Source organism: Polaribacter sp. YIW18, assembly GCF_057219325.1.
This window is the reverse complement of the sequence record NZ_JBXVVE010000003.1, coordinates 257,279-271,197: the sequence shown is the minus strand read 5'-3', so window position 1 is coordinate 271,197 and position 13,919 is coordinate 257,279. Positions and strand designations below refer to the sequence as shown.

General features: G+C 29.3%; 15 protein-coding genes. 10 read left to right on the top strand and 5 right to left on the bottom strand.

Annotated elements, in window-relative coordinates; all coding sequences use genetic code 11:
• Positions 1-43: 43 nt before the first annotated feature.
• Positions 44-1,123, bottom strand: a complete 1,080-nt coding sequence (recF, locus tag AC2D6T_RS05155; protein ID WP_484680692.1) for a DNA replication/repair protein RecF — start codon at positions 1,121-1,123, stop codon at positions 44-46.
• Positions 1,124-1,237: 114 nt separating this feature from the next.
• On the opposite strand from recF, the gene AC2D6T_RS05150 reads away from it, so the two are divergent.
• The 10 genes from AC2D6T_RS05150 to AC2D6T_RS05105 all read left to right on the top strand — a co-directional run bounded on the left by AC2D6T_RS05150 (position 1,238) and on the right by AC2D6T_RS05105 (position 10,690).
• Positions 1,238-2,008, top strand: a complete 771-nt coding sequence (locus AC2D6T_RS05150) for a tetratricopeptide repeat protein (RefSeq protein WP_484680691.1) — start codon at positions 1,238-1,240, stop codon at positions 2,006-2,008.
• A gap of 78 nt (positions 2,009-2,086) precedes the next feature.
• Entirely contained in the window at positions 2,087-2,593 is a 507-nt protein-coding gene (gene ribH, locus AC2D6T_RS05145) for a 6,7-dimethyl-8-ribityllumazine synthase (protein ID WP_484680690.1), read from the top strand.
• Between the two features lie 178 nt (positions 2,594-2,771).
• Positions 2,772-3,044 (top strand): riboflavin synthase subunit beta, encoded by a 273-nt coding sequence (locus tag AC2D6T_RS05140; protein ID WP_298946975.1) that lies wholly within the window; start codon positions 2,772-2,774, stop codon positions 3,042-3,044.
• A 3-nt stretch (positions 3,045-3,047) separates the two neighbouring features.
• Positions 3,048-4,859 (top strand): DNA mismatch repair endonuclease MutL, encoded by a 1,812-nt coding sequence (mutL, locus tag AC2D6T_RS05135; RefSeq protein ID WP_484680689.1) that lies wholly within the window; start codon positions 3,048-3,050, stop codon positions 4,857-4,859.
• Between the two features lie 4 nt (positions 4,860-4,863).
• Positions 4,864-5,595: a rhomboid family intramembrane serine protease gene (locus AC2D6T_RS05130; RefSeq protein ID WP_298946978.1), complete on the top strand. Its 732-nt coding sequence runs from the start codon at positions 4,864-4,866 to the stop codon at positions 5,593-5,595.
• Positions 5,595-6,446 carry a rhomboid family intramembrane serine protease gene (locus tag AC2D6T_RS05125; RefSeq protein WP_347186610.1) on the top strand — a complete coding sequence of 284 codons (852 nt, stop codon included), beginning with the start codon at positions 5,595-5,597 and terminating at the stop codon, positions 6,444-6,446. The genes AC2D6T_RS05130 and AC2D6T_RS05125 overlap by 1 nt, the downstream gene beginning before the upstream one ends.
• Positions 6,447-6,689: 243 nt before the next feature.
• Positions 6,690-7,454 carry an endonuclease/exonuclease/phosphatase family protein gene (locus tag AC2D6T_RS05120; protein WP_484680688.1) on the top strand — a complete coding sequence of 255 codons (765 nt, stop codon included), beginning with the start codon at positions 6,690-6,692 and terminating at the stop codon, positions 7,452-7,454.
• Between the two features lie 213 nt (positions 7,455-7,667).
• Complete coding sequence (mtaB, locus tag AC2D6T_RS05115; RefSeq protein ID WP_484680687.1) at positions 7,668-9,002, top strand: tRNA (N(6)-L-threonylcarbamoyladenosine(37)-C(2))-methylthiotransferase MtaB; 1,335 nt, start codon at positions 7,668-7,670, stop codon at positions 9,000-9,002.
• A 57-nt stretch (positions 9,003-9,059) separates the two neighbouring features.
• Positions 9,060-9,719 (top strand): alpha/beta hydrolase family protein, encoded by a 660-nt coding sequence (locus tag AC2D6T_RS05110; RefSeq protein WP_484680686.1) that lies wholly within the window; start codon positions 9,060-9,062, stop codon positions 9,717-9,719.
• Between the two features lie 44 nt (positions 9,720-9,763).
• Complete coding sequence (locus AC2D6T_RS05105) at positions 9,764-10,690, top strand: lytic transglycosylase domain-containing protein (RefSeq protein ID WP_484680685.1); 927 nt, start codon at positions 9,764-9,766, stop codon at positions 10,688-10,690.
• A 3-nt stretch (positions 10,691-10,693) separates the two neighbouring features.
• Here the strand turns inward: AC2D6T_RS05105 and AC2D6T_RS05100 are convergent, their stop codons facing one another.
• The 4 genes from AC2D6T_RS05100 to AC2D6T_RS05085 all read right to left on the bottom strand — a co-directional run bounded on the left by AC2D6T_RS05100 (position 10,694) and on the right by AC2D6T_RS05085 (position 13,888).
• A complete protein-coding gene (locus tag AC2D6T_RS05100) occupies positions 10,694-10,891 on the bottom strand; it encodes a YwbE family protein (protein ID WP_484680684.1) in 198 nt (65 codons plus the stop codon).
• Positions 10,892-10,972: 81 nt separating this feature from the next.
• Positions 10,973-11,164: a cold-shock protein gene (locus AC2D6T_RS05095; RefSeq protein ID WP_298946988.1), complete on the bottom strand. Its 192-nt coding sequence runs from the start codon at positions 11,162-11,164 to the stop codon at positions 10,973-10,975.
• 115 nt (positions 11,165-11,279) lie between these two features.
• Positions 11,280-12,221, bottom strand: a complete 942-nt coding sequence (locus AC2D6T_RS05090; protein WP_484680683.1) for an NAD(P)H-dependent flavin oxidoreductase — start codon at positions 12,219-12,221, stop codon at positions 11,280-11,282.
• Positions 12,221-13,888 (bottom strand): S8 family serine peptidase, encoded by a 1,668-nt coding sequence (locus AC2D6T_RS05085; protein WP_484680682.1) that lies wholly within the window; start codon positions 13,886-13,888, stop codon positions 12,221-12,223. The genes AC2D6T_RS05090 and AC2D6T_RS05085 overlap by 1 nt, the downstream gene beginning before the upstream one ends.
• Positions 13,889-13,919: the final 31 nt, after the last annotated feature.

Genomic DNA, 13,919 nt, shown 5'->3' with positions numbered 1-13,919 from the left:
TAAGATCATTCTAATTTTCAATTTTTTACTTTATACTTTTAAACTATAATTTAAAAATCTGATACGGTTTGTTACTCTGTTTTACAATATTTTCGGTTCTTTCTGAATGTGTATCTGTAATAAAAATTTGCCCAAACTCGTCGTTATTTACCAAATTTACAATTTGTAACACTCTATTTTCATCTAGTTTATCAAAAATATCGTCTAAAAGTAAAATTGGGGTTACTTTAGATTGTTGTTTTATAAATTGAAATTGGGCTAACTTTAAAGCTATTAAGTATGATTTTTGTTGCCCTTGTGAACCAAACTTTTTAATAGGGTACTCTCCTATTTCAAAATTTAAATCGTCTTTATGAATACCCACTGTTGTGTATTGCAAAATCTTATCCTTTTCTAATGATTTTTCCATGAGAGCGTCCATAGAAAAATCGTGTAACTGACTTTTATAATTTAAATTTACTTGTTCATTATCGTCAGAAATTTCTTTGTACTTTTGGTTAAAAATAGGAATAAAAGTGGCTAAAAACTCTTTTCTAACTTCGTAAATTCTACTACCGTATTCTGCAAGTTGGTCATTATAAACACCAATATTTACAGCATCAAAAGTTCTATTAGCTGCAAAATATTTTAACAAAGCATTTCTTTGACTTAATACTTTATTATAAGCCAACAAATCTTTTAAATAATCTTTGTTTTGTTGAGAAATAACACCATCTATAAATTTTCTTCTGGTATCACTACCTTCTGTAACTAAATCTCTATCTGCTGGAGAAACAATCACCAAAGGAAATTGACCTATATGTTCAGAAAACTTATCGTAATTTTTTCCGTTTCTTTTTAAAATTTTCTTTTGTCCTTTTTTTAAACTACAAACAATTTTTTCATTTCTATCGTTTAAAATATAGTCTCCTTCTACCATAAAAAAGCCTTCTCCATGCTTAATATTCTGTATGGCTACAGAATTAAAATAACTTTTTGCGAAAGATAGGTAGTAAATAGCATCTAAAATATTGGTTTTACCCACACCATTATTGCCTACAAAACAATTAATTTTCTCCTGAAAATCAAAAGATTGCGAGGTAATATTTTTAAAATTAACTAAAGAAAGCTTCTGTAAATACATCAATTAAATAAATTATTAAAAAGGTTTTGCAAATTATTGAAAATTTTGCGAATTATCTCCTTTTAAAATCCAATTAAAAAAACTATTTTTGTCGCCACTAATTTTTAAGCAAAGATGGCAACATACAAGAAAAGAGGATATAAACCTAAAGATAAGAAAGATCAACAAAGAGTTGAAGAAATAGACAGCACAACTGCTGAAGTGTTTAATACTTTAGACGAAACTGCTTCAAAATCTGAACAATGGATAGAAAAAAACAGCAAACCGTTATTTTTAGCATTGATAAGTGTTGTTGTATTGTTTTTAGCTTATTTAGGCTACAGTAAATACATTGTAGAGCCTAACGAAATAGAAGCTTCTAATGAGTTGGCTTTTCCAAGAAAATATTTTGATGAGGCCGCAACTGCAGGTTCTGGAATAGACTCTTTACTAAATTTAGGTTTAGAAGGCGCAGATGGTAAATATGGTTTTTTAGATATTGCAGAATCTTACAGTGGTACAGATGCTGGTAATTTAGCAAACTATTATGCTGGTGTTTCTTATTTAAAAATGAAAGAATACGAAAAAGCAATTGCTTATTTAGAGAAATTTAATTCAGATGATACTTTATTAGGCCCTGTTTCTTTGGGTGCTATTGGTGATGCTTTTGCTGACATCGATCAGCCAGAACAAGCCTTAGAATATTACGAAAAAGCAGCGAACAAGCAAAATAACGAGTTTACAACGCCTCTTTATTTATACAAAGCAGGGCAAACTGCAATGCAATTAAAAAAATACGATAAAGCAGTTTCTTTATTTACTAAAATTAAAGAAAACCACCCTACATCTGACCAAGGTAGAGATGTAGAAAAATTTATAAATGCTGCTAAATATGCTCAAAATTAGTAGACAGTAAGCAAACTGCAATTAGTTTTTATCTAAACTAACTAAATACAGTAAACTGATTACTAAAAAATAAAAAAAATGGCAACAACAAATTTATCTTATTACGATAAAGCTACAATCCCAAATGCGAAACCTTTTCGATTTGGGATTGTTGTTTCTGAATGGAATCCTGAAATTACCAAAAACTTAAAAAAAGGAGCCATAGAAACTTTACTAGATTGCGGTGCAACCAAACAAAACATCATTTCTTGGGATGTGCCTGGTAGTTTTGAGCTTGTTTATGGTTGTAAAAAAATGATTCAGTCTAAAAATGTAGACGCAATTGTTGCTATTGGTAATGTTATTAAAGGAGAAACAAAACATTTCGATTTTGTTTGCGAAGGGGTTACACAAGGTATTATAGACTTAAATGTAAAGTATGATGTACCCGTAATTTTTTGTGTTTTAACAGACAATACCAAACAACAATCTTTAGATAGATCTGGCGGAAAACTAGGTAATAAAGGAATTGAATGTGCCGTGGCCGCGGTAAAAATGGCCGCTATAAAAAACACAGGTTTACAAAAAGAAAGTATTGGTTTTTAAAACTAGTTTATTTTTGTTTGCAAGATTAAATTCTTTCTTCTTTTTTGTAATAAATTAAGAATACTTTTTACATCTATCTTAGGCATTTTCCTTTAATTTATTTAAATTTGATTTGCTTTTAAAATTGGTATAAAAATTAATTTAGACTTATTTCTATGTACCAGTTATTTTTAAAATTATGGGATTTTTAAAAAAAACAAATAAAAAATTTAATTACCAGCCAAGATATTATAAAGGAGAAGGAAATCCTTTTAAAATTGAGCATAAATTAGATCATTTTAGAAAAACTGCTGGAAAAAATAAAGGGCTTAAAGGCAAATTTAATGATGCTTTAGAAGATTTAAAAACACCAGATAAAGGTGTAAACAAAACACTAATAATTATTATTAGTATTTTAGTTTTTATCTTTTTATATATCATAGATTTTGATTTATCTATATTCATAAAATAATTAATGTCAGATATCATTCAACTTTTACCAGATCATGTTGCAAACCAAATTGCTGCAGGAGAAGTAGTACAAAGACCTGCTTCTGTTGTAAAAGAGTTATTAGAAAATGCAATTGATGCTGGTGCAACCAATATAAAATTACTTATTAAAGATGCTGGTAAAACCTTAATACAGGTTATAGATGATGGCAAAGGGATGAGTGCCACAGATGCAAGAATGAGTTTTGAGCGTCATGCAACTTCTAAAATACAAAAAGCAGAAGATTTATTTAACCTATGTACCAAAGGCTTTAGAGGTGAAGCTTTGGCGTCTATTGCTGCAATTGCACATGTAGAGCTAAAAACAAAAACACCAGAGGAAGAATTAGGTACTTGCATTAAAATTGAAGGTAGTAAAATAGTTTCTCAAGATTTTATTGCTACAGCAAAAGGGACTAGTTTGGCAGTAAAAAATCTGTTTTACAATATTCCTGCTAGAAGAAATTTTTTAAAATCAGATACTGTAGAAACACGCCATATTATTGATGAGTTTCAAAGAGTAGCATTGGCACATCCAGAGATTTCATTCTTATTACATCACAATAATAACGAAGTATATCATCTAAAAGGTGGTAATTTTAGACAGCGTATTGTAGCTGTTTTTGGCAGTAAAATGAATGAAAAATTAGTGCCTATAAACGAGACTACAGATATTTTAACTATAGAAGGTTTTGTTGCTAAACCTGAGTTTTCTAAAAGAAAAAGAGGCGAACAATTCTTTTTTGTAAATAACCGATTTATCAAAAGTTCGTATTTAAATCACGCAGTTGTAAATGCTTTTGATGGTTTGTTAGAACAAGGGGCACATCCCTCCTATTTTTTATATTTAACTGTACCCGCAAATACTATAGACATTAATATTCACCCAACAAAAACAGAAATAAAGTTTGATAACGAGAAAGCATTATATGCCATGTTAAGAGCTACTGTAAAACATAGTTTGGGACAATATAATGTAGCGCCAGTATTGGATTTTAATAGAGATGCTAATTTAGACACTCCTTATCATTTTAAATCGACATCTAAAACTGCATCCGTACCCAAAATTTCTGTGGATCCAGATTTTAATCCTTTTAAAGAAAGCAACCCAAAAGATACTAGCAATACATTTAAAAGAGAAAAACAAACAGAAAGCTGGGAGGCTTTATACACTTCTGTAGATACTTCTCAAACCACTACAGAAAGTTTATTTGAACATCAAGAGGCAGAAAAAACGCAGAAAACATTTCAAATACAACGTAAGTATGTAATGAGTTTGATAAAATCTGGTGTGGTTTTAATCAATCAATCTTTAGCACATCAAAGAATTTTATACGAGCAATTTTTAGAAAGTATTACTGTAAAAGAAGCCAACAGCCAACAATTACTATTTCCTGTAAAAATATCTTTTTCTTCGTCAGAAATAGAAATGATATACACCATAAAAACAGAGTTAGAAAATGCTGGTTTTTCTTTTGACGAATTTACCAAAGACAGTATTACCATAAAAGGAATACCCGTTTCTGTTACCGAAAGTAAAATTACCATTATTTTAGAAGAATTGTTAAACGAGATCAATTTAGAAGTACCAGACAGTAGTTTTAGTCATTTTGATATTATGGCAAAATCGTTTGCAAAAACATTATCTATAAAAACAGGAACTTTATTATCTGAAAAAGAGCAAGAAAGTTTGGTAAACGATTTGTTTTCTTGCAAAGAACCAGGTGTTTCTCCTTTTGGAAAAGCAACCTTTAAAACATTAACCCTACACCAAATAGACAACCTATTTAATAGTTAATTGTATGATGAAACTAACAGATGCCATAAAACACTTAATTATAATAAATGTAATTTTATTTGTAGCTCCTCAGTTTTTACAATTAGATTTTACAAATATTTTGGCTTTGCATTTTCCTGAAAATGAACATTTTGGAATTTGGCAATATGTATCCCATATGTTTATGCATGGTAGTTTTGCGCATATTTTATTTAACATGTATGGTTTATGGGCTTTTGGTACACCTTTAGAACAAATGTGGGGTAAAAATAAATTTATTTTCTTCTATTTTTCTGCGGGTATTGGTGCAGGTTTAATTTATACATTAGTTAATTATTATCAGTTTAATGGAATTTACGAACTCTTTATAAATGCTGGTTTAAATCCATCAGAAATACTCACTATACTAGAAAAAGGAAGCACAAGTGATGCGAGAGTGGTAAATGCTATTTCGCAAGAGCAATTTAATAAGATTACAATGCTTTACAATACTCCAGCAGTTGGTGCTTCTGGTGCAGTTTACGGTGTTTTAGTTGCTTTTGGCTTGTATTTTAAAGATGCGAAACTAGCATTAATCTTTTTTCCAGTGCCAATTGCCGCAAAATATTTTATTCCTTTAATGATTTTAGGTGATTTATTTTTTGGAATGACCAGTTACTCTGTTGGTAATATTGCACATTTTGCACATATTGGTGGTGCTTTAATTGGATTTATAATTGCTTATTATTGGAAGAAAAATCAATTTAAAAATTATTAATGAGTTTAATAAACAAGATAAAATACAAGTTTAAAACAGGCAGTATTATAGAGAAATTAATCTATATTAATATAGCTGTTTTTGCTTTTACACTGCTAATTACAATTATACAAGGTTTGTACAAAGGACAAACAGGTTTTGTTATACAATGGTTTTCTTTAGATGATAATTTTAGTAATTTACTTACAAAACCTTGGACAATTGTTTCCTACGGATTTTTACATTCTGGCTTTATACATTTATTATTTAACATGATTGGTTTGTATTTTATCGGCAATTTATTTATCCAGTATTTTACACAAAAACAAGCGTTAAACTTTTACATTTTAGGTACTGTTTTTGGTGGTATCTTTTATCTATTTAGCCAAAACTATTTTCCTTTATTTGAAGGCAATTCATCTCGTTTAGTAGGTGCTTCTGCAGGTGTTTCTGCCATATTTATTGGGCTAGCTACCTATATGCCTAATTATCAAATAAACATTCGGTTTATAGGTTTTGTAAAAGTCTGGCATTTAGCAGCAATTTGGTTGGCTTTCGATTTAATTGGTTTAATTGGCCCTAATGCTGGTGGAAGTTTTTCTCATTTAGGAGGCGCTTTGTTTGGCTTTTTATATGTTAATCAGGCCAGTAACAAAAAAATAGATCTTTTGGGTAGCCTTTTCTCTTTATTCAAAAGAAAAGAAAAACCCTTACAAGCTGTTTATAAATCGAAAAACAAAAAAGAAAGCTCCAAAACAAAGGCTCCTAACCAAAAACAAATAGATGCTATTTTAGATAAAATTAGCAAATCTGGTTATGACACATTAACAAAAGCTGAGAAGGAATTTTTATTTAAGCAAGGCAAAAAGTAAATGAAAAAGTTAACCTTTTTAGATAAAATTCTCTATTTGATAAACAGCCTACTAGCTCTGTTATTGCTCTTATCTTTTTTATTACCACACATTTCACCGAAAAAATTTCCAGATTTTGCAGTGTTAAGTCTTTTTGTACCTGTACTTTTAATTGTAAATATATTTTTTGTTATTTATTGGCTACTCAAATTAAAAAAGCAATTTCTTTTATCTTTTCTGATCTTAATTTTAGGGTGGATAATAATGACACCCTTTTACAAACTATCTGGAAAAAACTCCTCTTTAAACTCAGATTTAAAGTTGATGAGTTACAATGTAAAAACCTTTGACTTATTTTCTAAAAAAGAAGATAGTACTGTAAATGGTTTTGCCTTTATCAAAGAGAAAAATCCAGATATATTAGCAGTACAAGAATATTACCAAACCTCTAAAATAGATATCAATTATCCTTACCAATACATCAAAAAAAACACAAAAAGTAAAAAATATGGTTTGGCAATTTATTCTAAATACAAAATTATAAATTCGGGGTCTTTAGATTTAAAAAGCGAAGGAAACAACATTATTTTTATAGATATTTTAAAGCAAAAAGATACTATCAGAATTTATAACGTACATTTTGAATCTTTAAGAATAAAGCCTAATGAAGAAAATTTTGGCGAATCAAATTCAGAAAAATTATTAGAAAGAGTTGCTAATGCTTTTAAAAAACAAGCCCTACAAACAGAGCAATTTCTAAGACACGAACAAACCTGGAAAGGCAAAAAAATAATCTGTGGAGATTTTAATAATACAAGCTATTCTTGGTTATATCATAAAATTTCTAAAGATAAAAAAGATGCTTTTATAGAGGCTGGTAAAGGTTTTGGCAAAACATTTAACTATTGGTTTCCAATGCGAATTGATTTTATTTTAACGGATAAAAATAGTATAACAAATAGTTTTAAGACTTTTGATATCAAACACTCTGACCATTTTCCTATTGTCGCTAAAATTAATTGGAAATAGTTGTTTTTTTATTGTTGATTAATTTAGTTCGTTCAATTTTATTTTTTCTGCAAATGTTTAAACAGAACCTGTTGCATATTTTAAAATTTCTGCATTACCCTCTAATGTATGAAAGGCGTTTAAATATGATACATCTAAAGCCCTAATAAGTAATCTTTCTGTTTCAAAAATCATGAATATTATCGTACTTTTGCAAATGCTAAATGTAACAAAATGAATGCGAATAAAAAAGTTGCTTTTTACACGTTAGGTTGCAAATTAAATTTTTCTGAAACGTCTACCATTGCTCGTAATTTTGAAAATGAAGGTTTTAATAGAGTAGATTTTAATGAAAAAGCAGATATTTATGTGATAAATACTTGCTCTGTAACAGACAATGCAGACAAGCGTTTTAAAAGTATTGTAAAAAATGCTTTGAAAAAAAATGAGGATGCTTTTTTAATTGCTGTGGGTTGTTATGCGCAATTAAAACCAGAAGAATTGGCAAATGTAGATGGTGTAGATTTGGTTTTAGGTGCTACAGAAAAGTTTAACGTTACTAGTTACATCAACGATTTATCTAAAAATAATGTTGGCGAAGTACATTCTTGTGAAATTTCTGATGCAGATTTTTATGTAGGTTCGTATTCTATTGGCGATAGAACTAGGGCGTTTTTAAAAGTACAAGATGGTTGCGACTATAAATGTACGTATTGTACAATTCCTTTAGCTAGAGGTATTTCTAGAAGTGATACTTTGCAGAATGTTTTAAATAATGCCAAAGAAATTTCTTCTAAAGGCATTAAAGAAATTGTTTTAACGGGTGTTAATATTGGGGATTATGGAAAAGGTGAGTTTGGCAACAAAAAGCACGAACACACTTTCTTAGAATTGGTAAAAGAATTAGATCAAGTTAATGGCATTCATCGTTTAAGGATCTCTTCTATAGAACCAAATTTATTAAAAGATGAAACTATTAATTTCGTAGCAAAATCTAACTCTTTTGTACCTCATTTTCATATTCCTTTACAATCTGGTTCAGACAAGTTATTAAAAAAAATGAAGCGTAGGTATTTATCTGACACCTATACAAATAGAGTTGCTAGAATTAAACAAGTAATGCCAAATGCATGTATTGGTGTAGATGTTATTGTTGGTTTTCCTGGAGAAACAGATGAATTATTTTTAGAAACCTACAATTATTTAAACGAATTAGATGTTTCTTATTTACACGTTTTTACATATTCAGAAAGGCCTAATACAGAGGCTGTAAATATGGCAGGTGTTGTTCCTAAAAAAACACGTGCAAAACGAAGTAAAATGTTGCGTGGTTTGTCTGCTAAAAAAAGACGTGCATTTTACGAATCTCAATTAGGAAATACTTTAACTGTACTTTTTGAAAGTGAAAACAAAGAAGGGTACATCCATGGTTTTACAGAAAATTATGTAAAAGTAAAAACACCATGGAATCCTGAATTAGTAAACACTTTACAATCAATAAAATTAACAAACATAGACGATGATGGAATTGTTCGTTTTAATTTTATAGAAGATTTTGTAAATATTTAAGTTTATAAAAATATATAACACCTATTTTGATGTATATATTTAGATAAAACAATAAATATGAAAAAAACTCCTATTTATTTTGTTCCAGGTTTGGCAGCTGGTCCAGAAATTTTTGAAAACCTAGATTTAGATCCAGATAAATATACTTTACATTTTTTAGAATGGATAAAACCACTTGCTTTAGAAGAAGATATTGGCAATTATGCTTATAGATTAAGCAATAAAGTAACCGAAAAAGAGGCTGTTTTAATTGGTGTTTCTTTTGGCGGAATTATGGTGCAAGAAATGGCAAAATTTGTCAATCCTAAAAAAGTAATTATCATTTCTAGTATTAAAAATGAAGATGAACTTCCTAAAAAATTTAAATTAGCTAAATTCACAAAAGTTTATAAGTTCTTTCCAACGAAACTTGTAGAAAATTTTGAGGATTATGCACAATACTTTTTAGGAAAGTCGCTAAAGAAAAAAGCAACGTTATATAAAAAATATTTATCTGTTAGAGATAAGATGTATTTAGAGTGGGCTATCTATAATGTTTTAAAGTGGAAACAAGTAAATACTCTTAAAAATATAGTACATATTCATGGTACCAAGGATACTGTTTTTCCAATAAAAAGAATCAAAAATCCAATTAAAATTAAAGAAGGTAATCATGTAATGATTTTAACAAAAGCAAAAAAAATATCTAAAATTATTGCAGACATATTAACTTGCTAAACCAAAGGTGTTTTCTTACTTTTATGGTAAATTATTGTAAAAACATGAAAACAGCTAAACGTATCTTTTCTTTTTTAAGTGTTGTTATTGTAACCGTCCTTTTCTATAACGCTATCAGCAAAAAACATTTAGAAAAAGATAGTGATACTTCTAAAGAACCTGAAACACAAACGCATAAAACCTATAAAATAAAATCTCTAAAACTACCAGAAAATTTAAATTTAGCTGGTGAGCGTGTTCCTTTAGAAATACCAGATGTTAGAGAAAGAATGGAAAGAGAATTATTGGTAAATACTTACTGGCAATCTAATGGACTCTTATTAATTAAAAGAGCTAACAAGTATTTTCCAATTTTAGAACCTCTTTTAAAAAAATATAATTTACCAGACGATTTTAAATTTTTGGCTTTGGCAGAAAGTGGTTTTATAGATGAAACATCTTCTGCTGGTGCTGCAGGTATGTGGCACTTTATGAAAACTACAGGCAAAGAATATGGTTTAGAAATAAACAGTAATGTTGATGAGAGATATGATATTGACAAATCTACTAAAGTTGCTGCAGAATATTTAAAAAAATCTAAAGAACGCTTAGGAACATGGACTTTAGCTGCTGCTGCTTATAATGCTGGAAATTACGGAATTTCTAAAAGATTAAAAACACAACAAGTAGGTTCTTATTACGACGCGCTTTTACCCAATGAAACAGAAAGATATGTTTTTAGAATATTAGCGTTAAAAGAAATTATAACAAACCCTAAAAAATATGGTTTTGTTTTTGAAGAAAAAGATTTATATCAGTTAGAAGAAAGTAGAACCGTTAAAGTAGATACTGCTATTAGTAATTTAGCTGTATTTGCAAAAGGTTTTAGCATGAATTATAAAGAGTTAAAAATACGCAACCCTTGGTTAAGAGAAAATAAGCTGAATAATAAAAGTAGAAAATTATACCATATTAAAGTACCTTTAGAATAGTAATTAATCTACTATATTTTTCACTCTACCAACAATACCAGACTCTATTTTTATTTTTATTCCGTAAGGATGACTTGGTGATTTGGTGAGTATTTTAGCAACCTTACCACTGGTTAATTGCCCAAAAAGTTGATGCGGTTTTTGTATAACTTCTACAAATAATCCAATTTTAATATTTTTTCTTTGCCTTCCGTCAATCATAAGATTTCAAAAATACGTAAATAAAAAAGCCTATCAAATCTTGATAGGCTTTTGGATAAAAAATTAACTAGTAATATATTGTTATATAACTTTTACGTTTACTGCGTTTAATCCTTTTCTTCCATCTTGTAAGTCGAATTCAACTTCATCGTTTTCACGAATTTCGTCAACTAATCCTGACACGTGTACAAAATGTTCTTTGTTTGTTCCTTCTTCAGTGATGAATCCGAATCCTTTAGATTCATTGAAAAATTTTACGGTACCTTTATTCATTATAAAAAATTATTGTGTTGTCAGTTTATTTACTAACAACGTTTATTATAATGCAAATATACTACCAATTATGTTAATGAAATGTAAAATATTGATTTTCTTTTCATTAAATCTCTTAAAGCTTATGTATAAAGGCTTTGACTTCGTTAAATTCTTCAATAATTTCGTTAAAAACCTCTTTTACAGGTTTTATTTGGTGAATTAAACCTGCAATTTGGCCTATTTCTAACTCTCCATTATCTAAATCTCCTTCAAACATTCCTTTTTTTGCACGTGCTCTACCTAATAATGCTTTTAAAGCTTCTAAAGTTGGTTTTTGTTGATACAATTCTTGTACTTCATTATAAAATTTGTTTTTAACCAAACGTACAGGCGCCAATTCTTTTAAAGTTAGCTGTGTATCACCATCTTTTACATCAACAATGGTTTGTTTAAAGTTTTTATGTGCAGAAGATTCTTCTGTGGCTGCAAACCTACTTCCTATTTGTACCCCATCTGCGCCTAAAACCATAGCTGCTAACATGCCTCTACCAGAACCCACACCACCCGCAGCAATAACAGGTATTTTAAGGTGTTCTTTTACCATAGGTATTAAAGTGAAAGTAGTAGTTTCTTCTCTTCCATTATGCCCTCCAGCTTCAAAACCTTCACAAACAACAGCATCTACACCTGCACTTTGTGCTTTTAAAGCAAATTTTACAGAACTAACTACATGCACTACAGTAATCCCTTTTTTCTTTAAATAAGATGTCCAAGTTTTTGGATTGCCAGCAGAAGTAAAAACAATTTTTACTTCTTCTTCTACAATGATATCCATAATTTTTTCAATTTCTGGATAAAGCATAGGTACATTCACCCCAAAAGGTTTTTTAGTTGCTTTTTTACATTTTTGAATGTGTTTTCTTAAAACCTCTGGGTACATAGAACCTGCACCAATTAAACCCAAACCACCAGCATTAGAAACTGCAGCTGCTAATTTGTAACCAGAAACCCATACCATTCCACCTTGTATAATTGGGTATTGTATATTAAATAAGTTACTAACTTTATTTTGCATTACTTTTTTATAATTTTAAAGGTTTTCTGCAAATTATTCCTAGAAATTCTTAACAAATACAAGCCTTTTTTTAAGGTTGATATATCTAAAGTAGGTTTTGTTAATTTTTGTTGCTGATAAACTACTTTGCCTAAAACATTAAATATTTGAATATCAAAATCTTGTAAACTCTCTTTAAACCCTTCAATTTTAAAAATATTTATTACTGGGTTTGGAACAATTTTTAAATTCTCAAAAAAACGATCTTCTACAGAACCAGTAGAGCCAATATATTTATATAAAGCTGTTTCAAAATTAGGAATACCATAACCATGTTGTGCTGTGGGATTATTAAATCTATCTGCAGATTCGTACAGAGCTTCTTTTAAATAAGCATTAAAGTTTTTATTTTGTTGTTTAGCTGATTTTAAAAGAAACCCCTCATTATCATTCAAACAAGCTATTAAACCAGCCATAATTGGCGATGAAAAAGAAGTACCATTGTAGTTTACAATACTACCATTTTGATGATTTATAACTGCTGATGCTGTTCCTTGTGCTAAAATTTCTGGTTTTATGCGACCATCAAAACTAGGTCCAAAAGAACTAAAAGAAGATATATTTCCATTTATATCCACAGCACCCACAGTAATTACTGAAGCTGCATCTGCAGGAGCCGAAATATATTTCCAAGTACTAGTACCTTCATTACCAGCAGAATTTACTACTAAAATACCTTTATGGGCAGCAATTTCTGCTCCTCTAGAAATAAAAGTAGTTTTGCCATCCATATCAGCATAACTGTAATTGTGTTTTGGGTTGTCAAAAGTAGAATACCCTAAAGAGGTATTAATAACATCAACCCCTAAACTATCTGCCATTTCAGCGGCTTCTACCCACAAGGTTTCTTCTAAAACTGTTTCTGTTTCTGAAATTTCTGATATGAATAAATAAAATTTTGCATCGGGTGCAGTACCTACAAATTGGTTTTCTAAATAACCTCCAATAGTAGATAAAACATTCGTACCATGATTGTGTCTTGTATAAAAATTTGCATTTCTGTCTGCAAAATTATAACCTCCTAAAATTTGATTATTATCTCTTAATCGTTTAAAAGCAGCTAAGGTATTTACATTCGGGAAACCCGCATCTATCACTGCAATAATTTGGTTTTTACCTGTCAAACCTTCTGTATGTAAAAAATCTCCTTTTAACATTTTAATTTGACTCTCTGCTGCACCATAATTAAAAGTTTCTTCGGTATTTTTAAATTTATTTAGGTGGTGTGCTTCGGTTTTTTGAAAAGTTCTTTTATTAGATGTATTTAAAGTTTTATCTGCAAAGTAAATACTTTCAACAAAAGTAAAATCTATTTTTAGGTCATTTATAGCTGTTTGTGTGCCTTGAATGTGTAATGCATTTAACCATTTAGATTTTCCTAAAACAGTAATTCCTAAAGAATTTTTAATATTATTAATATAACTTTGATGAATTGGAACATCTGTTTCATCTATTGTAATATTTTGCTTTCCTCTTCTATCAATTGCTTTTTGAGTAAGCATTGTTAAAGGGTTTGCTATATAAGCCGCAGCGTTGGGTTTGTCTTTAAAAAATAACCAAGCGTCTTCTTGCTGTGCAAAAAAAGTTGTACTGCAAATAAAAACAAAAAATAGTAGATTTTTTTTCATAGTTCTTTAAATGAAATATAAAAATACTACT